This window comes from Bythopirellula sp., assembly GCF_041737835.1.
Classification (GTDB): domain Bacteria; phylum Planctomycetota; class Planctomycetia; order Pirellulales; family Lacipirellulaceae; genus Bythopirellula.
Genome location: NZ_JBGSQY010000023.1, coordinates 1 through 21,508, shown reverse-complemented (window position 1 = coordinate 21,508; position 21,508 = coordinate 1). Strand labels below are relative to the sequence as shown.

The following is a 21,508-nucleotide window of genomic DNA, read 5'->3' as shown; positions in this document are numbered from 1 at the left end:
CTTTACACGGTCACCAAGGTGTTGGCGTAGCGTGGCTCAAGAGTGACCCACATCGGATCCCGGGGAACGAGGGCCATCGGTGGGAGTGGTGCTGGGACATGGTCGTTCGATTTAAAATGACAATGGAACCGTCTCACGATCATCGCAAGCATAAGCTTATTCTGGTTCATGGCCATGTCACGACCAATGCAGATATGACGTCCACCGCCGAAAGGGAAATACGCACGAGGATCAATGGAATTGATCCGCTCGGGCGACCAGCGGTCGGGATCAAACATGAGCGGATTCTCGAAGAAACGCTCGTCGCGATGGGTGATGAAAGGACTCATAAATATCCACGCCCCGCGTGGTATGGCCCATTCTCCTAACTTTGTGTTCTCGACGGCTTGCCGGGGGAACATTTCCCATGCGGAGGGGTAAATTCGCATCGACTCGAGCAGTACGGTTTCAGTAAAGTCGAGTCTGGCAAGTTCCGCAGATGTCGGCAGGCGATCGCCTAGGACTGCATTCACTTCATCAGCAACTTTTTCGGCGATTTCAGGGTGATTGGCAAGCAAATACAGCGTCCAGCACAATGTGACCGTACTGGCATGATAGGCGGCAATCAGAATCGTCAGCAATTGATCGATCAGGAGCTCACGACTGTCACGTCTATCAGATCCATTTACTGTGTAGGCAGCGATCAAGCGCGAAATCAGATTGCGTTTATCGCCCGCAAGGTCTTCATGATGGGCAATGATCTGAGAGACTGTCGAGCGTAGGAATTTCACTGCACGTGCTTCATGACGCTGACGAGAAAATGGGACCCAGGCTGGCATGGGTAAAATCTGTCTGACAGAGTAGGCCCAGCTTTCCGAGAGCATGCGCGCCGCCTGGCCAATTCGCATGGCATGTTGCTCAAGCGTCACCCCGAGCAGTCCCCGTGCCGCTACCCCAATCGTAAGGCGGTCCAATTCAGCAAACAGTTCAAAAGTTTGTTTATGTGGCCATCGATTCAACGACTTTTCGACATAAGGAGCAACGGCATCGATAATTCCAGCGGTCGCTCGCGAAGTAAAGGCACCTTGTGCAATGCGTCGATTGGCAGCCCAATCGGCACCTTGGGTCGAGAGTAAACCTTTTCCAAGGCCCCTCGAGAGCATATTCAAAGAACGCGGCAGTTTACGAAAGCGGGTTTCCGTGTCGCGCAGCACGGTATGGATCAATTCGGGGGAATTCAGGAAATACGCGCGCACGCCGAACATGCGAAAGGTCGCCAGATCGCCGTAGCTCGCCAGCCGAGCGTAGAACTCAAGCGGTTGCGTGTTACAGCGATAGATATGGCGAATGCCGAATGGACCATTTTTCGGGCCCGGTGGCAGTTGCCTGCAAATAGGTGATGAGAAACTGGAGAGCATGGCGACGAGTTCAGCTAAGTCGCGAGCGACTTAAAGGGTCGAAATATGTTACAGGCTTGCCCGAGAAAACTGCTGCTCAAAGATAGGTCGCCAAATGACCAGCAGTCGCCGAGAGAGTTCCGATTGGAACGGTTGTGTGGGTGTCGACTAATTAACAACAATAGCTGTGCATCTCAAGAACTCAGCGCATGGAGCTAGCCAATGCTGCTCGTGTCAGCTAAATTTTTTCGAGATGTGATGAGGAATCAATAGTCCTGCATCAACTGATCGTAGAACGCGATGTAATTGTCGGGATCTTTGCCTTCGCGGAATTCCATCGCATCGCGGGGATGGAGATTCATCTGGCCACCTAGATTGTAAGGAATGCTGGGGCCCCAATCGATCTTTTGCTTGAGCGGCAGGATTTGCTCTTGGATGAGTTTGATCACGGGGCGCATCTTGAATTTGGGATTGCGCAGGAAGCCCAGGAGCAATTCCATGTGGCAGTTGCCAGCACCGCGGCCCAGGCCGAACATCGTGGCGTCCACGCGGTTTGAGCCCAGGATGATCGCCTCGATTGTGTTGGCGAATGCCAGCTGCTGATTGTTGTGGGCGTGAATGCCAATTTCCTTGCCGGTTCCTTCGAGGGCAGCGGCGTATTTTTTGTAGAGACGATCGATCTGTTCGCGATATAAGTGGCCGAAGCTATCGACGATCACCATCACTTGAGCGGGCGTGTTGCGAATCGCGGCCAGCACCGTGTCGATTTCGACGTCTTCCACATTGGAGACGGCCATCAAGTTGGCACACGTTTCGTAGCCATGGTTGTGGCAGTATTCGATCATCTGCACGGCTTCGGAAACTTGATGAGCATAGAAGGCCACGCGGATCATCGACAGCACGCTGTCGCTGCGGGGGACGATCTGTTCCTTGTAGTCGCTCTTGCCGGCGTCGGCCATTGCGCAGAGTTTCAAGCCCGTGCGTTCGGGATCGTGTCCACCGAAGAGACGATTGAGATCCGCTTCGTCGCAATGCCGCCACGCTCCGAAATCGCTCTTGGGGAACGCCTTGTGTGAGTTTTTGTAGCCGACTTCCATATAGTCGATGCCGGCCTCGATGCACGTGTCGTAAACCGCGCGGACGGTTTCGTCGGAGAATTGATGCTTGTTGATGAGCCCGCCGTCGCGGATCGTGCAATCGAGCACTTTGAGTTCAGGGCGGTAGGTGATCCAAGGTGCGGTTTCGGACATGGGGGCTCCGGGCTGCGAAGTATTGTAGGCCGAGTCAAAAGTACTCGGCATGCTCTGTTAGGAAGTTGGTAATCCTTAAGTATAGTTCACGCGGATGAGGCTTGCGACGGGTGGGAAATGCCTGGGAAACTAGGCATTTTCGCACGCAGCGGATACGGCTAGGAGGACGTTTTGCCGAGTTCTAGAATGGCAGTTATGACAAACAAAGATATTGCCGCTGCGTTCGATACAATCGCCGATATTTTAGAATTTCAGGATGCCAATCCGTTTCGCGTACGGGCCTACCGCAACGCCTCACGCGGGATGGGGGACCTGTCGGAACCGGTGAATGCGATTGTCGCCGACCCATCGCGCAAACTGACTGACTTGCCCGGAATTGGCAAGGATCTGGCCGACAAGATCACCGAGTTGGTGACCACTGGCCGCTTGAAGTATCTGGAAGAGTTGCAGGCCCAGGTGCCGGCCACGGTATTGGCGATCTTGCGTGTGCCGGGGATGGGACCCAAAAAAGCGGCTGTGCTGTTCAAGGAATTGGGTATCGAAACGCTCGATCAATTGCGGGTCGCCTGCCAGGAGCAACGGGTTCGCAATCTCAAAGGCTTTGGCGCGAAAACCGAGGAAACGATTCTCAAGGGCCTGTCGATTGCCGAGGCCGGTGATCAGCGGACAAAGTGGGCCCTGGCGGATGCGATCGTTGCGGAAGTGCTCGAACACATGCGCACACACAAAGGGATTAAACAAATCGAAGCGGCCGGCAGCTATCGGCGGCGGTGTGAAACGATTGGCGATCTCGATTTTCTGGTGGAAGCCAAAGATAGTGATGCGGTGATGGAACACTTTGGCAAGTTTCCAGGCATCGCAGAAACGATTGCCCGAGGGGAGACCAAGATGTCGGTGCGTCTGGGAACCGGCATGCAAATGGACCTTCGCGTTGTGCCCAAAGAATCGTTCGGGGCCGCCTTGCAATACTTCACGGGCTCGAAGGCTCATAACGTCAAGCTACGTGGACTCGCGAAGAAGCAGCAACTCAAAATCAGCGAATGGGGCATCTTTCGAGTCGAAGAGGACGGCAGCGAAACTTACCTTGCGGGGAAAAAGGAAAAGGAGATTTACGACACGCTAGGGTTGCCCGATTTTCCACCAGAGATGCGTGAAGACCGCGAGGAATTTGAATGGGCTAAGAAGGGAAAGCTCCCCAAGCTCGTGGAACTCTCGGATATCCGCGGCGATTTGCACATGCACACCAATGCGACCGATGGCCACGCCTCGTTGGAAGAGATGATCGCGGCGGCTCAGGAACGCGGACTGGAATACATCGCAATCACCGACCATTCCAAGCGAGTGAGCATGGCCAACGGGCTCAACGCCGAGCGGGTGCTCGCGCAGTGGGCGGAAATCGATCGCATTCGCAAGCAGTTCGCTGGCATACAGATTCTTAAGGGAATCGAATGCGACATACTGGAAAACGGGGGGATGGATCTGCCTGACGACGTGCTTGCTCAAGGGGATTGGGTGATTGCCAGCGTTCATTACGGCCAAAATCAGCCAATCGAAAAAATCACCGAGCGGATTCTGGGGGCCATCGAGAATCCGCATGTGGATATCATCGCTCATCCCACGGGGCGGTTGATCAACAAGCGGGAAGCTTACGCCGTGGATATCGACAAGGTGTTCGCTGCGGCGGCGAAACACAAGAAGCCGCTGGAACTCAATGCGAATCCCGCGCGGCTGGATTTGAACGACATCCATTGCGCGGCGGCCAAGCGGCATGGCATTCCGATTGTGATCAACACCGACGCCCACAGCGAAGAGGGGCTCAATGTGATGCGGTACGGCGTGCTCCAAGCTCGGCGGGGCGGGCTGACCGCCGCCGATGTGGCCAACACCCTGCCATGGAAGAAGTTTGAGAAATTGTTGAAACGATAGCGCATAGAAAAACCCGGCGTGATTAAATACCACACCGGGTTCCTAGGTTCTTCAGTACTCAAGAAATCTTAGCGACGACGACGCAAGAACCCGACCGAACCCAACAGCAACAATGCGGCTGAACTTGGTTCGGGGACAACCAGCGACGCGAAGTATGCGTCTACAGCACCGGCAATCGCAATGCCATCGGCAGGGGTCAAATCCGGGTTGAAGTTGGTCAACACCGTGCTGAGATTGATATCGCTGACGGTGTAATCTTCGTAAATCGTGGCGTACAGGACCAACGCATTCAGCAAGGTACCACGATCATTGGCGTGGTAGATATCGTTGGCATACATGTTGGCTGCGAAGTTGGTCGATTCCCACACGTCGCCAACGGGGGCGTATTTGCCGATGTCTGTAGCAACAGCAGCATTAATTGCGGCGGTTGACTGCTGATAGCCGCTGCGAATTTCGGCTTGCATTTCGGATGGACCACCTGGATAGGTCGCCGCGGCACCACCGGCGTAGTAGGAATGGCCAAAACCGCGGGCCCAGGTTTCGTACATCACGGGAACAACATTCGGGCTATGAAGAGCCACCAGTTGGTACAGATCCACAGAACTCGAAATGTGTTGGGCTGTGCTGCCGAGGCGCGTGGGCATTGTGGAGAAATCTTGGAGTACGACGTGTTCCCACTTTTCGGTTCCTGGGATACCGGTGGTGATCACCGAGGAGTTGTTATCGATGTGCCACTGGAGGCTTCGACCATCGAATGACGCATTGCGGTTGCGGGGCGCTGTTTCGCCGGCGGCAATTGCGATGAGACGGAAAGTTTCAGGAACACTACGCGATCCGCCGCAGCAGGTTGCGTTGGTGAAGCTATTGCCGAACCAGAGGATGTCTTTCGCTTGGCCGAATGCAACATTCGTGGCCAAGACCGACAAAATCACGGTCAGCGCAGTTTTCTTGATTGCTTGAAACATGGCAGGAAGAACCTCAGCTCTGATGATAAAAGTGAATAGAGTGCCTGCCGTGCCTCGCGGGAGGGGCGAGGCACGGGCAGGAGGCAATCAAAACGCCAAATAGTGGGAGGACTATTTCGTGCGGCGCTTAAAGACAAAAGCCAATCCCGAGAAAGCCAGCAAACCAACAGTGGCGGGTTCAGGAACCGGAGTGGTGGTAACTTCAATGCTCATCGCAGCGATGTACCAGAATCTGCTCGCGCTCGTGTTGTTTGGGCCTGGAGTAATAAGGATATCAATTTCGCCGTTGGCATCAGGAAGAATGCCCGAAACAAGGGCAACATTGCTGGTGTTGTTGGCGGTGTTCAAGCTGCTGGCGCCGGACGTGCCACCTTGTACGGTGTAGACGGTTTCGCGGTTGTCACCGACGCCGGTGCGTGAACCAAAAAAGGTGAAGGTATAATTGGTGTTGCCTGAAGTGTCTAAACCACTCAGCGCGATTTTGCCTTCTGGAGTTAAAGGATTCGCTCCGAAAGCCAGAGAATGGCCAAAAGCATTGTCACGCGTGGCTTGAGGGTGGAAAGCGGCTGCAGCACCCGTGGGGGTCGTTGTCCCATTGACATTGGAGCCGGTGAAAAATCCGGAAAGATTGACACCAACTCCCGTGCCCGCGCCGGTTGAATCAATTGCGTTGAAGATGGACAAGACGGCGCTCGGTGGATTGACCGGCATCGAGTTGTAGTTGAATGAGCTTGGCACTGGCTGTGAGCTGTCGCCAAAGTCAAAAAACAGAGTGGCAGCTTGAGCTGCGGTGGTGAGGGCCACGCCACAGGCGAGGGCCAAAGCCAACATAATCTTCTTTTTCATGAGTCGTCCCTAGCAAAAGTAGTTAAATGAAAAGGCTTACAACCATGGTGTGTGCGTACGAGCACTCTCACCTCGGATTACTACACAATTAGACAAACGAAGCACTCATCTCGGACGAGATGGCCTTAGCAACTTCGAGATCGAAGCCTAAAAAAAGTGTCCCAAACTAATGAGAACCGTGCCCGGCGACGAATGCCCTGAAAAGTGCCTCCAGTGGGGCAAGGTACTCCCTCTTCTTTCCATTAATAGACAGGACATACTATCCGTGTAAGCGCTTTCAGCCGAATTTTCGGCAAATTTCGTGAAACCACATGGCTTTTAAGGCTGTTCAACGAACTGCTCAGCCGATGGGCGCAACCAGGGCTTTCACTTGATCCAAGTTCAGCCCATGCAGCAGGAACTTCTTTTGCCGCGAAGTGGGCCCGCTTTGGAGTTGCACGGCGGACTTTGCTATTTGGAATGTGTTAGCCAGCACACCGATAATCGCTTCGTTGGCCTTGCCTTTGTCGGGGGCGGCGGTGACCGAGACGCGTAGTGCGCCGTCATGTACGCCTGTGATCGCATTTCGTTTCGCTCCCGGTTGAGCGCGGACCGAAAGGATGATCCCCTGTGGCGTTTCTTCCAAATGAATCACGAGGGAAGACCCTCGAAGAGCAACGAACCGACTCGCACGAGAGTGGCCCCTGCGCGGATGGCGGCTTCGAAGTCGTGACTCATCCCCATGGAAAGTTCGCGTAGTTCTATGCCCGGTGGACACTCTCTTTGAACATCATCGCGGAGTTGTCTCAAGGCGGCGAAGTTCTGGGCGGCCACAGATTCGCCCCCTTCAAGTGCTGCCATCGTCATCAAGCCACAGACGGCAACATGCTTAAGCTGCGGCAAATTTGGTAAGATCCGCCGTAAATCGTCACCGGTGAGCCCGTGCTTGCCGGCATCTCCAGAGCAGTTGACTTCCAGCAGCACGCGAGCCGGCTTGTTAAATTCCGCGGCACAAGCCTCAATCGTCTCGAGCAGCCGCCAGCTATCGACGCTGTGAATTAAATCAACCATAGGCAGCGTGCGGCGAACTTTGTTGCGTTGCAAATGGCCGATGAGGTGCCATTTCGCGTTGGCGAGTGCGGGCGCTTCGGCTTTGTCCCAAAGCTGCTGGGGACGGCTCTCACCCAAGATCGAGCAACCCGCGGTTAGCAACGTGGCCGTTTCTTCGATGCCGACATATTTGCTCACGCCCACGAGTTGCACGTCGTCGGGCGAACGTCCCGCCGATGTCGCGGCATGAGCGATGCGTTCTTGAACGCGAGCGAGGTTATCGGCGATTACTGAATTCACCACAGTCGCGTTGCCTTGTAAGCATCAAATGCCATTTAAAGCTTCAAGGGCGCGTTGAAGTCAGCGGCCATCCAATGACTGGTGTTTTTTGCAGTGCCTGCCGCACATGGCCATTGTTTTTGCGGTGCCTTGGTTATCGTGGCGAGCGGTTTCCCAGCTGCGACAATCATCAACTCTTCACCGGGATTCAGTCCCGAAATAATCTCGGGTAAATGGGCGTGGGCTTGATCGAGGTTGATACTTGTCATTTTCGTGGCCTTAAGTCAGGTCAGATGTTCCATTCTATTATACCTTGGCCGAATTGCGGGCAAATTACCAAACCTACTATCCTTCAACCTGCAAAAGTTCTTCCACTTCGCCCGAGGGGCTGCGGAATCGGCCGATGACACCTTCAATCGACAAGTTGTAGCCCAGCACGGTGCGGTTAGCGGGGGCGGCCTGCGAGCGATAGACCAGCCACTGATCCTTGCCGCATTGAATTCGATATCCGGCGGCAACGTCGGGGGGTTGAATTTCCAGCGCTTGGGCCACGGTGAGTTGCCGCCAAGTGCTGGCTTGATTGAATCGCTTGGGATTGAAATCGAAGAACAGCGGGCAGGAAAGATTCTTGCCGGGGCGATCTTCGACAAGCTGCAATTGGCCGTCGATCGAGGTGAGCTCCCCAATACGGGGATCAACCCGCCATTCGGGCAGAGCGATCGGCAGCACACGTGCCATGGGTTTGTCGGCCATCAACAAGCCTTCCCGGGTTTCGGCTTCGGGAACAAACCCGATACCGGCGCCCAACGGGAAGACGATACGATGCGAAGTCGATTCTCCAGGCGAATCCATGACATTATCCACAAGCAGCAAGAACTTGTCTTTGCGGGCCAAGGCGATCTGGCGTTCGATCCGGCAGTCGTTCTCGTATTCAATCGACAATTCGATGTAGTCGATGTCGGAATCACTGAACCAACAAGTTTCTTCCCACTGGCCGATAGGACTGAGTTTTTTCCCTTCTGCAATGGGTTCGGCGATCCAAATGCCGGTGAGCAATTGCTGCGTACCGCACCAGAAATCCAGCTTCATCTGCGGGGTTGAATAGTCGACCGCAAGGATGGCTTTATCGCGACCGAATTCGGTCCGCAGCATAGCCAGCCCCGCCCATTCGCATGATTCGGAAAACTCGGGGACGTGCTTGCTTGATTTTCCTGAGAGTTGCTTGGTGAATTTCTTGTCGAACAAGTCCCGCGCGGCGCTGCGATCAGATGAATCTCCACCGACGTGCAGCATACAGGCCAGAAAATCGGGTGTCCAATTCGGCACGTCATCGCCGCAGAGCAGGGCAGCCCCCGTGGCCGATGATAAGCAAAGCGATCGCGTAACCGCCATTTGATATTGAGCTTCGGCTTTAGCGCTCCAGATATTCTTCTTCGACCCGTCGGTCAACGCACAGCAGCGCGTCCAACAAGCGAGTAATCCGCGGAACACGGGCAGAAAACTCGCATGGGGCAAACCTGCTCCGTTAAGAAATTCGACAAGCCCTTCGGCAAGCGTATCCCAACCGACCGTGCGAAGTTTGTACAGCAGACGAATTTCGGGAAACAAATAAGCGAGCGTCAAAGGCAATTCACCAACCAACAGTTGATGAGCCAATCCTTGCTGGGCAGGCACTTCGGCATCGATATGCCAATTGTGTGATTGCTCGACCGTGTCGGCCAAGGTATCGAGCGCCGACCACCACAGTTCGCCTTCAATGTGCGCAGCAGCAAAGGGAAGCAAGTGAGCGACTGCTAAACACTCAAGTGCATACTCCAAGCTCTGTGGTTGCGACTGAGTCCCGGAGAGCCATTGTGTGAGCGCGTCGGTAAGCACGATCGGCTTGGGAGGCGTCTTGCGTTGTATTTGCGCGACCAGCTGCAACAACTCAAAAGTGGCCGTGGGGAGTTGCGCGGGATTCAGCCCCCAAATCAACGCGGTCCCTTTTGCCTTGCAAAGTCGATCAAGCGACTGCGGCGCCTTACGCTTGGCCAAGTGATTAGACCAAACTTGCCAGCCGTCTTTACCGTTCACTTTCTTGGGGGCACCTTCGCGCCAGAAATTCGCGCGGCCCATTTGCGCGGAAAGTCGCGACGAAGATTTGGCCGTGGCGTGGCCGTTGAGGGATGTTGACGTTTCAAGGTTGGTGTCAATCGTAGCGGACATAGATTTTGCTGAGCGGATTCAAACGGGTTTCGTGGCGTCATTGCACGGTTAAGCGGCGGTGCCATTTTAAGGTGTGGGAAGCGTAACTTCACGGGGTGAAGACGGATTTTTATTCGGGAAGTTTCGGGGACAGGCGAATGTTAAGACGCTATAATTCACGGCACCTGAAGTTCTAAAATCTGCACGAAATCCGGAATAGGCGAAGGTTGGCCATGAACAAGAATTCACTCGCCTGGGGTTTGCTGGCAATCATGGCACTGCTTTCGCTTGCAGCGAGCGTTTCTTCAGCTGAAGAAAAAGCGGAAACGCAACCAACCGCCGAGCCACAGGCGGAAGCCGCGGTAGCCGAAACGCCACGTGAGCCGGGCGACAACGTGAGCGATCAAGAAGCGTTGTACATGTATTTTGATCCCAAGACGGGCGAAACCCGGCCTCCCAAGATACCCGCGCCCGAGGGGGCCAAGGCGCTTCCCAAGCCAGACGTGGTTTGGGTGGATATGAAAAACAAGCAGGTCTACGTGGATGGCTATGTTTCGCTCCGCGAAGGAATGCTCGAAATGTTGGCCTGCCCCGTCGGCACGAAAGAACATGAATCGGTTGTGGCCGTTTTTAGCCGCGCAAAAACGTTGCATGCGGCGTTGTTGGCCGTGGGGGCGGAAGTTGGGCACACGGCGAGCTTTCGTCCCAAGTTTCGCGCGCCCGCGGGCTCGGAAATTGAAATTGAGATTCGCTGGCCCGATAAGGAAGGCAAGTGGCACAGCACGAAAGCCCAGGATTGGGTGAAAGACATTCGCACCGAGAAACCGATGACCTATCCGTGGGTTTTTGCCGGCAGCGGTTTTTGGCAAGACGAAGAGACCGGCAAGGAATACTACAAAGCCGAGTCGGGCGATCTGATTTGCGTCTCGAACTTTTCAACCGCGATGCTCGATATTCCCGTCGAGAGCAGCCAAGTGAACGATGGCCTGATGTTCGAAGCCAACACCGAGAAGATTCCACGGCTGGGAACACCCGTGCGAGTTGTGCTCACACCGAAGCCCAAAAAGGCTGCGCCTTAGCGGTGAATCAGCAACCCTAGCAGCGTGATTCAGCCGCTATCCGACGGTTGCGTCCAACTCACTCATCAAGATTGTCATCTGATCGGTCGCTTGTTGATTCGCATAAGCCAAGGCAGCCATCGATGCGCGACTGAGAATCTGGCCTTGGACAAGCTCGGCCGTGGCGACGGCAAAGTCGGTGTCCTCGATTTGGCTCAACGCCTCGGTGAGAACGATGATCTTATCTTCGCGAAAATGATCGAAGATTTGATCGATTCGCCCACTGGAGTCCGCTGGAATTGCTTGTTCGGAAGTGTCCAGCAGATCTTCACTGGGATCGACATTGATCGGCTGTTCGACGTTTGCCGGCTGCGTTTGTTTTGCCACGGGGCGACTATAGGTATCGCGCGCTTGCTGCCGCGAGAAGTTAACTCGCCGATACGTGGCTGCTTTTTGTTCGCTCCGCAGGTCGATCAATTCGCCGCGGATTGCTTCCGCCGCGACGAAGCCCGTCGGATCGTCAGAAGGGCGATTGATTCGCTTGCCCGTGCTCAATTGCTCGACCGCAACGGCCACGCGCTCATTGTTGCGGCCGAAGTTCCGCACGAACTGGCTTTGTGGGCCGGCAAAAGAGATTCCTGAAGTCATCATGCCGAAGTGATTTCCCTAGTCGTCGGTGGAGACGATCCTAGGAATCTTCGACAGCCAACTTATACGACAACGGCCCACGAAGGATTGTAACGGTTGTGCAACCTCAGTCCGAAAGCTCACTGCGCTTTGACATCAAAGCAATACACCAAATCCTGATCGCGCAAATACAGCTTGCCATCGGCGATCACGGGATGGGTCCAAATCTTGCCCTGTTCTTTGCGTATCTTGCTTTGCGGCTCAAGCGTGAATCGGCCGTGCTCTTCCCAGCCTTTATCGCTCGCGGCGATTAGTACGACTTCGCCCGTATCTTCTTCGAGGCAATAGAATCGCCCATCGGCGTAGCCAATCGCTCCCTTGCCAAGGGCTTCGCGTTCGCGCCACGCCATGTCGCCAGATTCCAAATTCTGGCAAACCCAGCCTTTGCCGTCCGAGTAGCCATAAATATGTCCGTCGAGCAAAATCACGCCGCCATGATGGTTGGTCATATTCTTGTTTTCGTAAACGACTTCCGCCTTATCGCCATCGAGTTTCAGCATCACACAGCCCGCACCGTAACCCGCCGTCGCGTAGACCTTATCTCCCGAGACAATCGGCGTGGGAATCACCGCGACGTTGCCGGGGAAGGGGACCGTCCACAGCACTTTGCCGTCGGCAGAGTCAACGCCGACAAGTTCTTTGAACAACAGCTGGACCAGAATTGTTTTGCCGTCGTGCTCCATCGGCATCACCGACGAATAGTGGGCCACGTCGACCAAGTCTTTCGTCTGCCACAACAGGTCACCCGTCTTTTTGTCGAGCGCGGCAATAGCCCCTTGCTGTTCACCCGGGGTGCAAATGACTTTGTCTTCCAACACGAGCGGCGATTCGCTGTAGCCCCACACGGGGATCTTGCCCCCCAGGTCCTGCATCGCCTTGGTCCATACGACTTCGCCGTCGGCGGCCTTCAAGCAAACCAAGTTGCCGCTCGAAGCCATCGCATAAATGAAATCGCCCTCGATGGTCGGCGTCGAGCGCGGGCCGTTGCCCCAATCGTTCTCGAACATTGTGCCCAGTTCCGTCGCCCACAATTCCTTGCCCGAGTTGCCGTCGAGGCAGAGCAGGAAGTCTTTGCCCTCTCGTCCGCCCAAGATATAGACCTTGTCGCCAACGATGGCCGGACCGGAATAGCCCGCGCCGCAGTTTTGGAAAATCCACAACCGCGGCGGCCCCGCCTCGGGGAAGTCCTGAATCAGCCCCGTCTCGGTGCTGATGTCGTCGCGATGCGGACCACGCCATTGCGGCCACGGCCCTTCGGCCTGAGCCCATTCGCAGACGAACGCAATGAGGCAGACAGAGACGAGCCGAAACAGGCCAAACCATTTCGCCATGGGGAGTACCTTATTTGAAAGCAGAGCGGGTGGGAGAAGCGCGGGGAAGGTGAATTCGGTATAGCGTTTTTGGCGAAAGATTCCAAGGTGGAGTTCGGCAAGCTCAACATGATTGGGCGGCGATCAACTTAATTGAGTGGTAAATTGCGTAAGCTCCGCTGGTACTCGTGTTTTTGAGTTACTGACACCCGCTCAAGGTGAACGTGAGTAGAGATAAGACCATGGCAACCGCCAGTAGCGCACTAGAACAACCGGAACCCTTTGCCTGCGGTACCGTAGTCCTCTCTGGCTTTGCACGCTCGATTACCTTCCCAGGTGCGACTACAAACTTGCCGTGGTCAGGAATCTTCTTTAGTTCGTTGTCTTCTATCGCCGGGTCTGCCAGAATCTCAGGATGTTTGAAAGTCAAGTCAAAAGGCAAAAACGCATTGTGGTATATTTCGTTTTCGGGAGTGCGGTCGTCCTTAGGAACTTTGAGGCGAAAGCCTGAGATCATCGGTTCGCCTACTGACTCGCGGTAGCCACGGTTCATTTCGACCAAACCATCGAGATACTCTTTGACCCACTTCAGTCGTTCGGAATTTGAACCCGAATTACCCTTAATCATCTTACGCCTTTGCCAGTGTGAACACCTTTGCAGGGGCATTTTAGCGATTGGGCGGGGTGGCTGGCAGTAGGGAAGAGTGTTGCTGGCCAACTACAAGCAAAATGAATTCTGAGGATTTTCCTTGCCATGCTGTTCTATTCACTATAGAATCTTGGACGTTCCGGGGGGAACTACGAGGAGTGTGAGATGCGAAGATTATTTCCCCCCATCTACAGCGCTATTCTGGCGCTATTCCCTTACTTCATAACACAAGGTGACACTTTCGGCAGCGGAGCGAATAGCTTCGACATCGAGTTTGTTACAGTTGGCAATCCGAACAACGCTGGGGACGTGCAATCCCAGGGCACCTTCGGCTTGGTCGGTTATAGTTACCGCATCGGCAAGCATGAAGTCACGAACGCGCAGTACACAGTGTTCCTCAATGCGGTGGCCGCGTCCGACCCCTATGACCTGTACAACCCGATGATGGGATCATTCACCCAGGGCGGCATTTTCCGCAGCGGCTCCTCGGGCAGCTACACATACGCCGTGAAGCCAGACGCCATCGGGCAAGGTTCTGGCGGCACGAACTACACCTACGCAGACAAGCCAGTGGTTATTATCTCCTGGTACGATGCAATCCGCTTCACCAACTGGCTGCACAACGGCCAGGGAAATGGCGACACGGAGAACGGCGCGTATACGCTCTTGGGCGGCACGCCAACTCCTTCCAATGGCGAAAGCATCACGCGCAATGCGGGCGCTCGCTGGTGGCTGCCCAGCGAAGACGAGTGGTACAAAGCCGCCTATTACGATCCAGGCGCCGGAGTTTATTACGACTATCCCACGGGTACGAACATCGTGCCCAACAACAACCCACCAGCGAGCGACACGGGAAACTCGGCCAACTATTACGACTACAGAACCTCCAACTTGAGTTATCCGAAAACCGACGCCGGGGCGTACGAGGATTCCGCCAGCCCTTACGGCACATTTGATCAGGGAGGCAATGTATGGGAGTGGAACGAGTTGCTATTCAGAGGTTCTTTCCGCGGTGTCCGCGGCGGCGGGTCGGAAAACCATTCCACAAGCATGCTCGCCTCAATGCGGAGTGCCATTAACCCGACGAATGCATACGAGGGACTTGGCTTTCGCGTTGCCAGTGTTATACCCGAACCCGGCACCGCGCTGTTGGCGTGCGCGAGTTTCTGGTGCCTCCTAATTGTTGAAGGTAGGATCGTCAAACGCGGCCAGAATATCCGCATTCAACACGCCAAGAATACCGCACCGGCAATTCACTCTCTCGGCAGCTGATAATGACCATTGACCGGGATAGTTGCACTCCCGGCCACCGATCACAAACGTACCGTCGATGGCATCCCATGCCGCTGGCCCCTCTCCGAACCCAAAGTTCCATACCGTGTCCCATGGCAAGATATTCCGCTTGGGTCTCCTGTTTGGCCGGGGCGGTGGTGGCTTCGAGATCGGGCGCGGGACTGCCGAAATAGCACTGTCTGTCGACGATTGGCTGGAACCCGTGGGCCCAGGTTGCTCGGAAAAGCGGTAACTCACGGGCCCTTAACGGCGCCCGGAATTTGTGTAGAATGTTCGTTTCGCGTGAGTTCGCTTTCGTAAGGTAAGCAGCCCGCGCGAGAAAGGCGACCAGTGGGGTTCAAGGCCCATTGACGCCCGAGGCACAACTCGTTGAAATCAAAACACTTGCAGCCCTAGCTCAATTGGATAGAGCATCGGACTACGAAGAATTGCCCGAGAATTACAGGGTATTCTGAATCTGGTATTTTCCGCAGAAAAGTGGAAAATCTTCTCTTAGGCAAAGTGCCCTAAAGTGCCCTAAACGACTCATTGTCGGTGTCAGTGACACCCGCTCTAGGGCAGCGGTCCAAGACTTCTAGTGATGGGCGTTCCTTCAATGCAAAGATTCCTTGTTGCACGGGTTAGATGCAAGTTATTTACTTGGGCAATTGGCAGCTTTAGACTGTATCCCTATTACAGCTTTTCAGCCGTTTGCACTCAGTCGCCAGAGGAAGACATGGCCAAAATTCCAACAAAAGTCAGCCAACGTATCAGCACGGGGATCAAACGATTCCAGCCCATTCTCGAAGCAGCTAAGTCACGGGACGTAGGCGAATCGGATACCGTGACCATCATCGTTGACATGCTGGCCGAAGTTTTTGGCTATGACAAGTTTCTGGAAATCACTTCTGAGTATGCCATCCGTTGCACGTACTGTGACCTAGCACTGAAGCTTGACGGCAAGCTGGAGATGCTGATCGAAGTCAAGGCTATCGGCATTGAACTGAAAGAACAGCACGTTAAACAAGCCATCGACTACGCGGCCAATCAGGGGGTCGATTGGGTCGTGTTGACCAACGGGGAGAACTGGCGAGTTTACAAAGTGATATTTGGCAAGCCTATCGGGCAGGAGCTTGTCATCGATTTGCAGTTTAGTAGCCTCTCGCCTAAGAGCGCCAAAGACGTTGAATCGATCTACTTGTTCTGCAAAGAGGGCTGGATGAAGTCTTTGCTTGGCGAGTATCACACTCAGAAACAAGCGCTGAGCAGATTTGTTCTTGGGGCTATGGTGCTGAGTGACCCCGTATTGCAAGTCTTACGTCGTGAGCTTAAACGGATGACTCCCGATGTTCGTGTCGAACTTGAGGAAATCAAGGCGGTGCTGGTGAGTGAAGTTATCAAACGCGAGATTCTGGACGGGGACAAGGCTACTGAGGCTAAACGCAAGCTCACTCGTGCAGCTAATAAGCAGCAGAAAACACGGGCCGAAAAATCGCCTGAAGCAGAAGACAATGGCCTAGTTACTGTTGAGTCGACAGTCTCTGAATGATTGGCAGCTACTGTTTAGCGATTTGGCAGGCCGTCAGGGAGTAGGCGAGAGCTTGCACGTTCCATGCACAGCAGCTTCGTGGCTATTCTCGTGGATTACGGTTATACTGGATACTCACCACAAGTCTTTTCAGGAACCTGTCATGCAAATTGGGCTCGATTCTCATTGGCAGCTTCGTATTGCACTGGTGCTGATCGTAGCCAGCTTCGCAGCTTCTGCTCACGCACAAACGCCCCAATACCGGCATGTCGTGTTTATTACTAGCACGACAAATTCAGTCAGTTCTAGCGCTGAAACTAATCCAAACCCAGGCCTTTCGGTTATCGGCGGCCATTCGTCGGCTGATCTTCAGGTCACAAGGCGCGCCAACGCTGCGGGCCTTCTCAGTGGTTGGAACGGTAGCGACCGCATCTTCAAGGCGGTCATAGCCACTAATAGCAGCAACGCCATCGATAGAATTCCCATCGAGTGGCCGGTCTACAACACGAATAATGAGCTGTTGGCCGATGATAGCGATCAGTTCTGGAATGGCACACTTTTCACGGGGATCAACTACAGCGAGTTCGGCACAAAGCTCAACGATAACACGCCCTTTTGGACCGGTTGCAGTGACTCTGGTACCGCATCGCAAAACTGCTCAAACTGGTCGGCAACAATTTCGCAGTTTGCTAACGTCGGCTATTCCGATGCGACCTCCTTTATCCTCAACCAAGCTCAACTCCCCTGCGGCCAGGCACGACGCCTGTTAGCGATTAGCCCAGCAATTCTCCTCGGCGACTTTGATCGCGATAATGACGTGGATGGACGAGATTTTTTAATCTGGCAACGGTATGAGGGAGTCGCTGCAAACTCACTTCCAGACGAAGAACGGTACTTTCCAGCAGCAATCGTAGCAGGCGGTGGTCTCGAAGGCTGGCATACTAACTACGGCGTGGCGGTCGAACCACTTACCGCATCAACCGCCGTGCCAGAGCCTAGCAGCATCTTTCTTGTCGGATTGGCTTCGCTCGCTTTGCTACGTCGGCCTTAGTCATATTCTGGATTCTCAGCAGCCGCCAGAATGTCTTCACGGAGAACGCTAATCGTCGTGCATCGGCAATGGATTCTCTCTTCAGGGGGAAGACTGTACTGGCCGGGATAGTCGCACTCGTGGCCAGCCACGATAAACTGGCCGTTGACGGGAACAGTTTGGCCGTGGGCTTGCTCGTGCGTTTCGCGGGTGTCTTTGTCGCCAATAGACACCCACTTCTTGGAAGTAACCGCACTGCCCAAAGATTCCATCGCAGCGACATGTCCAGCGTTCAAGGCACCACCCGTTTCAGTGCGCGCGATCTTGTACGCTCGTTTCCTTGCTTCAAACCCGCCGACATGCTGGCGGATGTTCATTCCGATTTGGTAAGTTGATAATCCCTCTGTAATGCCCGCTTCGATCACAGCTCGAAGATCGGCTTCAACTCCGCGCTGGATGTCTTCCCAGTAAGGTTGGCTCGTGCTGTCTTCCAGGCTTTGCAGGATGCGTTGCTTCACGCTCTGAGGGATGAATTGCCATGCAAGGTCATCGTTGGCGTTGAAGTCTTTACGATGGCTCTGGTGCGATTTGGCGGCGTGTAGTTCTTGCTTCGCCCCCAGGATCATCATGGCCCCCAGGTTGCGTTGGATGATCGGCAGAAACTTCTCATGCTCGGCTTCAGGTTGGAAGACTAGGGCGATTTGGGCAGGCGAGATTCCCGCCTGAAAGATTTCAGAAACTTGGGTTGCCACCCGGCCAGCTTGTTCCCTGAAAAATTTCAGGAGTGCTCGGCTGAAGGATTTTTTGGCAGCAGAGTGAGTCTTCAGCCATAGGGTAATCCGGTCCATGGTCAGTTAATCTCAAGCCGGGATTGCGGATCGTAAAGAGATGGGCAATTACAACGTCACCTTACAAACTTAATGCCATGAAAACCGTGAGTGGAATACTTGGACTACTGTTAATTTGGGCTGGGTCGTTAGAGTGGTGCAGAGAGGTTTGGTACGAAATGTGGCCCTCTGGTGCGCCTATTCTTCTCCCATTGATTGGCGGGGTGTTGGTGCTGTCAACGAGCTATTACAAGTCGGACGGGAGGCTGATAGTCTTCTCACTTGCTGCCTTGATTCCACCGTTTATTATCTTGGCAATGCGCGGCTTTCGTATCTAACCGGCTCACACTCTCGCATGGCCGTTGAGGTGGAACGTCTTCTCCGGTTCGCTCTCAGTCCCCAGCGGGTTGCCCATCATGTCTCGGAATACATCTCCCCCAGGTACATCGGGCAAGTTGAGGATGAATCTACGATACTCATTCTGGCTAATGAAAGATGCGTCTTTTGCGTCGCGCCAAGCTTGCAGGGTCAACTCACGATCATCGGCAGAAGCAGCCGTAATCCAACAGACTAAACGCTTGTCGCTATAGTAGGTTTGGCAAAACTTCGTGAGTGATTCACTCATCAATTCGATTAGCGGATTCACAGTGTTTGCACAAAAGTTAGCTTCAGCCACGGCAGCAGCCGCGCGATTAGAGTTTTCGAGCTGGCCTAGTACGGCTGGCGACACGCCAAACGCTTCTAAGATACGGCTTTTGACAGCCTTGCCACTGCCAAGAAAATCCATCTCTTCAGGGGTGTTCGTGAGCTTTTCGACGGATTCAATCATGCCGTCGACTACAAGCGGGGCGTTTTTGCCGGTCGTCGAGTTGTACATTTTCATAATGGCATCAATGACTTCTCGGCGTTGACCACCAGACAGAATGGGCCGCTCGCCTTTCTCCCCGGCAAAGCCCGGCATACGGCCAACTCTCACCATGACACCGGGGAAGATTCCATTCTTGAACGTCCGATATTGCGCGTGTTGAATCTCTTCGTCGATGGCCACCGGATGGGCCACAGCTTGCAGCGGACTCACTGAGTCGAACGGAGAACCGGGACTCGGCAGCATCACGCAACAGATTTGCTCGTTAGGTAGTTCGATCTCTTCTCCCGCACCGAACGGGCGTAACTTCCAAGTTCCTCGCATTAAATCGGCAGGCTCAATCCAACTTGCTGGAATCGGCCAGCACTGCAAACCGTTCTCTGCTTCAGTCACCCAAAGAAAAGATTTCCCGGTTAGTAATAAAGAGCTAGTGAGGCTGTATAACAAACTCCACCTAACCAACAGCGGATTGGGACAGTTGAGGCAATCCAAAAACGGATGCGATGGCATCGGTTCCAGGTTATCCCCAAGATGCTTGATATGTTTCGGTAGGTCGACGATCTTCTTGCCGGTTGGTCTGCCAGCTACCTTACCCATCGAAAAGTTTTGAGCAGCTACCCGCGTTGCCACAGCCTTGATAGCGGCGTAAACATACCCGCGATAATGGGAAATTTGCTCTTTGGCTTTCGATAGTCCGCTGTGATGATAGCCGATACCGACATGGCCGGATGTCAGCACTTGCGGACTAGACGCAGCAGCGGCCTTGCAGTTGGCGTACATGCCACTGGCTTCTGAAAACGCACTATCGAGATAGCTGACCATGCAAAATTTCCGCTTCTGTTCTGGCCCTGATATGGCAGGCCGTCTCGGCTTTGACCCTCTCACGGTCACGAGCGATCACAGCGGCCAAAGAATCCAACTCAGCATCCTTGATCGTTAGGACACGCTTCAGGGCCTCACAGTCGGCCTCTAGCTCGGCAATGCGCTTGGCTTGCTGTTGCCTGACACGATCAGTTTTGCGTTTGAAGATTTTGAACATGAATAAACCCGGCAAAGGTAACGACAAGGCGGCTGTGTCCCCTTTGCCGGGCACCCGTTGAGGTATCGGAATGTCTGGTAAAATGCCCCGCATTGCGTGAAGGAGGTTGAGCGTTCACAACAATGCGGGGCTCGCTGGCAAGCCTGCCTTTATTTTGTTTCAACGAGCTTGTTGAGCAGTTGGCCCATCAACTCGTTTTGGCGTTCGATGGCAGCGACAAGCCGGTCGTTTGTGTCTGGTCGTTCCGTGCTGAAGAAACGCCTTTGGACTTTGGTTTCGTCGATCTTCGGAAACTCGCCTTCGATCAACTTGGCCTTGCCACTGTTGACCAGTTCCCGCATGTAGAACACCCAGGTCGCGATATCGGCACCTTGGAAGACTTCCCGTTGTGGGGGGAGCTTCTGGCCCATACCCTCGATGCGTTCCCGGATGGCCTGAAACTTTTCATCGTACAGCGGGTCGACGAAACAGCCTTCTGCTGATATCAGGTCCAAGGAGATTTGCTGGCCGGGAATCGGCTCTGGCCACAACGAGTGCAACTTGCCCGCGTTGGGTTCTTTCACCCGATGCAAGTCAAACTTCCCCCGAACGGTCTTTTGTTCGGGCCGGAAGAGAACATTGCTGTTCTGTGGCGTGTCGACTTCGATCACCACTAAGTTAGTTTTGGACATAGTAAAACCGCCTCCTATAAAAGATCACCATCAACTAGGCTGGGAAGTTATGCTTGGGCGTTGTCGGTATAGGCGAACGCTGCCCCATCCATCACGCGGCCACCGAAACGACCACGCACGACCAACAGCACCTGATTCTTGAGTGCCAGCTCCTTGCCTTGATCGGTGAAGCGAACTTCTTGAGCTTGTCGGCGATACAAGCGATACTTTTTGAGACACCCGAACGCCACAAAATTGTTTGGCAAGCTGTTGTTAATCACAAACGGATAGTCCAGCAGCTTATAGTCATTATGGGTCATTCCAAAGACACGACGTTCATCGGAAGCCGACACGGGAATTCCCCTTGCTCGGCGGTACGAAGTATCTGTTCCGATCAGCGATGGGTTTAAGTAATTGACTCTGTACTGCTTGCCTAGGCTAAAAATAAGAGCCTCGATATCGTCGACGGCTGGGGCCGCCCCGGCACCACCACTAGGGTTGCCGATGTCCGTCATGCCCGAGGCATTGGCAATGCCCTGAGGTTGGGTCGTGCCGTTACCAACGCAAATAACACGATCAAGTTCGGATAGCATTTTTTGGCCGATGTTCTCCAGCAAGATACGGCCAACGTCGACAGCCGAGTCGGACATAAGATCACGACCGATTTCGACAGCACACGCCACGGGATGAATACTCGTGTCGATGCCAGCCACCAGCGAAGCGGTATCGAACGGGGTC

21 protein-coding genes are annotated in these 21,508 nt (G+C 54.2%); 5 read left to right on the top strand and 16 right to left on the bottom strand.

Annotated elements, in window-relative coordinates; all coding sequences use genetic code 11:
- Nucleotides 1–2 precede the first annotated feature (2 nt).
- Nucleotides 3–1,397 (bottom strand): cytochrome P450, encoded by a 1,395-nt coding sequence (locus tag AC6T8Q_RS07350; protein ID WP_500678457.1) that lies wholly within the window; start codon nt 1,395–1,397, stop codon nt 3–5.
- A gap of 245 nt (nt 1,398–1,642) precedes the next feature.
- Nucleotides 1,643–2,677, bottom strand: a complete 1,035-nt coding sequence (locus AC6T8Q_RS07345) for an aldolase catalytic domain-containing protein (RefSeq protein ID WP_500678456.1) — start codon at nt 2,675–2,677, stop codon at nt 1,643–1,645.
- A gap of 144 nt (nt 2,678–2,821) precedes the next feature.
- Here AC6T8Q_RS07345 and polX point away from each other — a divergent pair, with 144 nt between their 5' ends.
- Nucleotides 2,822–4,552 carry a DNA polymerase/3'-5' exonuclease PolX gene (gene polX / locus AC6T8Q_RS07340; protein WP_500678455.1) on the top strand — a complete coding sequence of 577 codons (1,731 nt, stop codon included), beginning with the start codon at nt 2,822–2,824 and terminating at the stop codon, nt 4,550–4,552.
- A 68-nt stretch (nt 4,553–4,620) separates the two neighbouring features.
- On the opposite strand, the gene AC6T8Q_RS07335 is transcribed toward polX, so the two are convergent.
- From AC6T8Q_RS07335 to AC6T8Q_RS07310, 6 genes are all read right to left on the bottom strand, one after another.
- The gene (locus AC6T8Q_RS07335; RefSeq protein ID WP_500678454.1) at nt 4,621–5,517 is read right to left on the bottom strand and encodes a PEP-CTERM sorting domain-containing protein; all 897 of its coding nucleotides are present in this window, start codon (nt 5,515–5,517) and stop codon (nt 4,621–4,623) included.
- Between the two features lie 111 nt (nt 5,518–5,628).
- Nucleotides 5,629–6,321, bottom strand: coding sequence for a PEP-CTERM sorting domain-containing protein (locus AC6T8Q_RS07330; RefSeq protein WP_500678453.1), 693 nt, complete (start codon nt 6,319–6,321; stop codon nt 5,629–5,631).
- A 382-nt stretch (nt 6,322–6,703) separates the two neighbouring features.
- Nucleotides 6,704–6,997, bottom strand: a complete 294-nt coding sequence (locus AC6T8Q_RS07325; RefSeq protein ID WP_500678452.1) for a DUF167 domain-containing protein — start codon at nt 6,995–6,997, stop codon at nt 6,704–6,706.
- On the bottom strand, nt 6,994–7,695 hold the full coding sequence (locus AC6T8Q_RS07320) for a YggS family pyridoxal phosphate-dependent enzyme (RefSeq protein ID WP_500678451.1): 702 nt from the start codon (nt 7,693–7,695) through the stop codon (nt 6,994–6,996). The genes AC6T8Q_RS07325 and AC6T8Q_RS07320 overlap by 4 nt, the downstream gene beginning before the upstream one ends.
- Nucleotides 7,696–7,727: 32 nt before the next feature.
- The gene (locus tag AC6T8Q_RS07315) at nt 7,728–7,940 is read right to left on the bottom strand and encodes a type II toxin-antitoxin system Phd/YefM family antitoxin (protein WP_500678450.1); all 213 of its coding nucleotides are present in this window, start codon (nt 7,938–7,940) and stop codon (nt 7,728–7,730) included.
- A 76-nt stretch (nt 7,941–8,016) separates the two neighbouring features.
- On the bottom strand, nt 8,017–9,876 hold the full coding sequence (locus AC6T8Q_RS07310; RefSeq protein WP_500678449.1) for a hypothetical protein: 1,860 nt from the start codon (nt 9,874–9,876) through the stop codon (nt 8,017–8,019).
- A 212-nt stretch (nt 9,877–10,088) separates the two neighbouring features.
- On the opposite strand from AC6T8Q_RS07310, the gene AC6T8Q_RS07305 reads away from it, so the two are divergent.
- On the top strand, nt 10,089–10,934 hold the full coding sequence (locus tag AC6T8Q_RS07305; protein ID WP_500678448.1) for a YdjY domain-containing protein: 846 nt from the start codon (nt 10,089–10,091) through the stop codon (nt 10,932–10,934).
- 36 nt (nt 10,935–10,970) lie between these two features.
- Here AC6T8Q_RS07305 and AC6T8Q_RS07300 read toward each other — a convergent pair whose 3' ends face one another.
- The 3 genes from AC6T8Q_RS07300 to AC6T8Q_RS07290 all read right to left on the bottom strand — a co-directional run bounded on the left by AC6T8Q_RS07300 (nt 10,971) and on the right by AC6T8Q_RS07290 (nt 13,538).
- Nucleotides 10,971–11,564, bottom strand: a complete 594-nt coding sequence (locus AC6T8Q_RS07300) for a flagellin (protein WP_500678447.1) — start codon at nt 11,562–11,564, stop codon at nt 10,971–10,973.
- 116 nt (nt 11,565–11,680) lie between these two features.
- Nucleotides 11,681–12,931 (bottom strand): PQQ-binding-like beta-propeller repeat protein, encoded by a 1,251-nt coding sequence (locus AC6T8Q_RS07295; protein ID WP_500678446.1) that lies wholly within the window; start codon nt 12,929–12,931, stop codon nt 11,681–11,683.
- A gap of 178 nt (nt 12,932–13,109) precedes the next feature.
- A complete protein-coding gene (locus AC6T8Q_RS07290; protein ID WP_500678445.1) occupies nt 13,110–13,538 on the bottom strand; it encodes a hypothetical protein in 429 nt (142 codons plus the stop codon).
- 186 nt (nt 13,539–13,724) lie between these two features.
- Here AC6T8Q_RS07290 and AC6T8Q_RS07285 point away from each other — a divergent pair, with 186 nt between their 5' ends.
- The 3 genes from AC6T8Q_RS07285 to AC6T8Q_RS07275 all read left to right on the top strand — a co-directional run bounded on the left by AC6T8Q_RS07285 (nt 13,725) and on the right by AC6T8Q_RS07275 (nt 17,410).
- Nucleotides 13,725–14,831, top strand: coding sequence for a formylglycine-generating enzyme family protein (locus AC6T8Q_RS07285; protein ID WP_500678444.1), 1,107 nt, complete (start codon nt 13,725–13,727; stop codon nt 14,829–14,831).
- A gap of 736 nt (nt 14,832–15,567) precedes the next feature.
- A complete protein-coding gene (locus tag AC6T8Q_RS07280) occupies nt 15,568–16,380 on the top strand; it encodes a type I restriction enzyme HsdR N-terminal domain-containing protein (RefSeq protein WP_500678443.1) in 813 nt (270 codons plus the stop codon).
- Nucleotides 16,381–16,522: 142 nt separating this feature from the next.
- On the top strand, nt 16,523–17,410 hold the full coding sequence (locus tag AC6T8Q_RS07275; RefSeq protein ID WP_500678442.1) for a PEP-CTERM sorting domain-containing protein: 888 nt from the start codon (nt 16,523–16,525) through the stop codon (nt 17,408–17,410).
- On the opposite strand, the gene AC6T8Q_RS07270 is transcribed toward AC6T8Q_RS07275, so the two are convergent.
- The 5 genes from AC6T8Q_RS07270 to AC6T8Q_RS07250 all read right to left on the bottom strand — a co-directional run.
- Nucleotides 17,407–18,141: a phage minor head protein gene (locus tag AC6T8Q_RS07270; protein ID WP_500678441.1), complete on the bottom strand. Its 735-nt coding sequence runs from the start codon at nt 18,139–18,141 to the stop codon at nt 17,407–17,409. The genes AC6T8Q_RS07275 and AC6T8Q_RS07270 overlap by 4 nt on opposite strands.
- 418 nt (nt 18,142–18,559) lie before the next feature.
- The gene (locus AC6T8Q_RS07265) at nt 18,560–19,903 is read right to left on the bottom strand and encodes a phage portal protein (RefSeq protein WP_500678440.1); all 1,344 of its coding nucleotides are present in this window, start codon (nt 19,901–19,903) and stop codon (nt 18,560–18,562) included.
- On the bottom strand, nt 19,884–20,120 hold the full coding sequence (locus AC6T8Q_RS07260) for a hypothetical protein (RefSeq protein ID WP_500678439.1): 237 nt from the start codon (nt 20,118–20,120) through the stop codon (nt 19,884–19,886). The genes AC6T8Q_RS07265 and AC6T8Q_RS07260 overlap by 20 nt, the downstream gene beginning before the upstream one ends.
- 149 nt (nt 20,121–20,269) lie before the next feature.
- The gene (locus AC6T8Q_RS07255) at nt 20,270–20,791 is read right to left on the bottom strand and encodes a hypothetical protein (RefSeq protein WP_500678438.1); all 522 of its coding nucleotides are present in this window, start codon (nt 20,789–20,791) and stop codon (nt 20,270–20,272) included.
- Between the two features lie 47 nt (nt 20,792–20,838).
- Nucleotides 20,839–21,508: phage major capsid protein (locus AC6T8Q_RS07250; RefSeq protein ID WP_500678437.1), on the bottom strand; the 670-nt coding region annotated here is incomplete at its 5' end.

Excerpts from the sequence above, each read along its gene's own strand:
- AC6T8Q_RS07350 (WP_500678457.1), bottom strand. The coding sequence starts at position 1,397 with ATGCTCTCCAGTTTCTCATCACCTATTTGCAGGCAACTGCCACCGGGC.
- AC6T8Q_RS07345 (WP_500678456.1), bottom strand. The coding sequence starts at position 2,677 with ATGCCGAGTACTTTTGACTCGGCCTACAATACTTCGCAGCCCGGAGCC.
- polX (WP_500678455.1), top strand. The coding sequence starts at position 2,822 with ATGACAAACAAAGATATTGCCGCTGCGTTCGATACAATCGCCGATATT.
- AC6T8Q_RS07335 (WP_500678454.1), bottom strand. The coding sequence starts at position 5,517 with ATGTTTCAAGCAATCAAGAAAACTGCGCTGACCGTGATTTTGTCGGTC.
- AC6T8Q_RS07315 (WP_500678450.1), bottom strand. The coding sequence starts at position 7,940 with ATGACAAGTATCAACCTCGATCAAGCCCACGCCCATTTACCCGAGATT.
- AC6T8Q_RS07310 (WP_500678449.1), bottom strand. The coding sequence starts at position 9,876 with ATGTCCGCTACGATTGACACCAACCTTGAAACGTCAACATCCCTCAAC.
- AC6T8Q_RS07305 (WP_500678448.1), top strand. The coding sequence starts at position 10,089 with ATGAACAAGAATTCACTCGCCTGGGGTTTGCTGGCAATCATGGCACTG.
- AC6T8Q_RS07300 (WP_500678447.1), bottom strand. The coding sequence starts at position 11,564 with ATGATGACTTCAGGAATCTCTTTTGCCGGCCCACAAAGCCAGTTCGTG.
- AC6T8Q_RS07295 (WP_500678446.1), bottom strand. The coding sequence starts at position 12,931 with ATGGCGAAATGGTTTGGCCTGTTTCGGCTCGTCTCTGTCTGCCTCATT.
- AC6T8Q_RS07290 (WP_500678445.1), bottom strand. The coding sequence starts at position 13,538 with ATGATTAAGGGTAATTCGGGTTCAAATTCCGAACGACTGAAGTGGGTC.
- AC6T8Q_RS07285 (WP_500678444.1), top strand. The coding sequence starts at position 13,725 with ATGCGAAGATTATTTCCCCCCATCTACAGCGCTATTCTGGCGCTATTC.
- AC6T8Q_RS07280 (WP_500678443.1), top strand. The coding sequence starts at position 15,568 with ATGGCCAAAATTCCAACAAAAGTCAGCCAACGTATCAGCACGGGGATC.
- AC6T8Q_RS07275 (WP_500678442.1), top strand. The coding sequence starts at position 16,523 with ATGCAAATTGGGCTCGATTCTCATTGGCAGCTTCGTATTGCACTGGTG.
- AC6T8Q_RS07265 (WP_500678440.1), bottom strand. The coding sequence starts at position 19,903 with ATGGTCAGCTATCTCGATAGTGCGTTTTCAGAAGCCAGTGGCATGTAC.
- AC6T8Q_RS07260 (WP_500678439.1), bottom strand. The coding sequence starts at position 20,120 with ATGTTCAAAATCTTCAAACGCAAAACTGATCGTGTCAGGCAACAGCAA.
- AC6T8Q_RS07255 (WP_500678438.1), bottom strand. The coding sequence starts at position 20,791 with ATGTCCAAAACTAACTTAGTGGTGATCGAAGTCGACACGCCACAGAAC.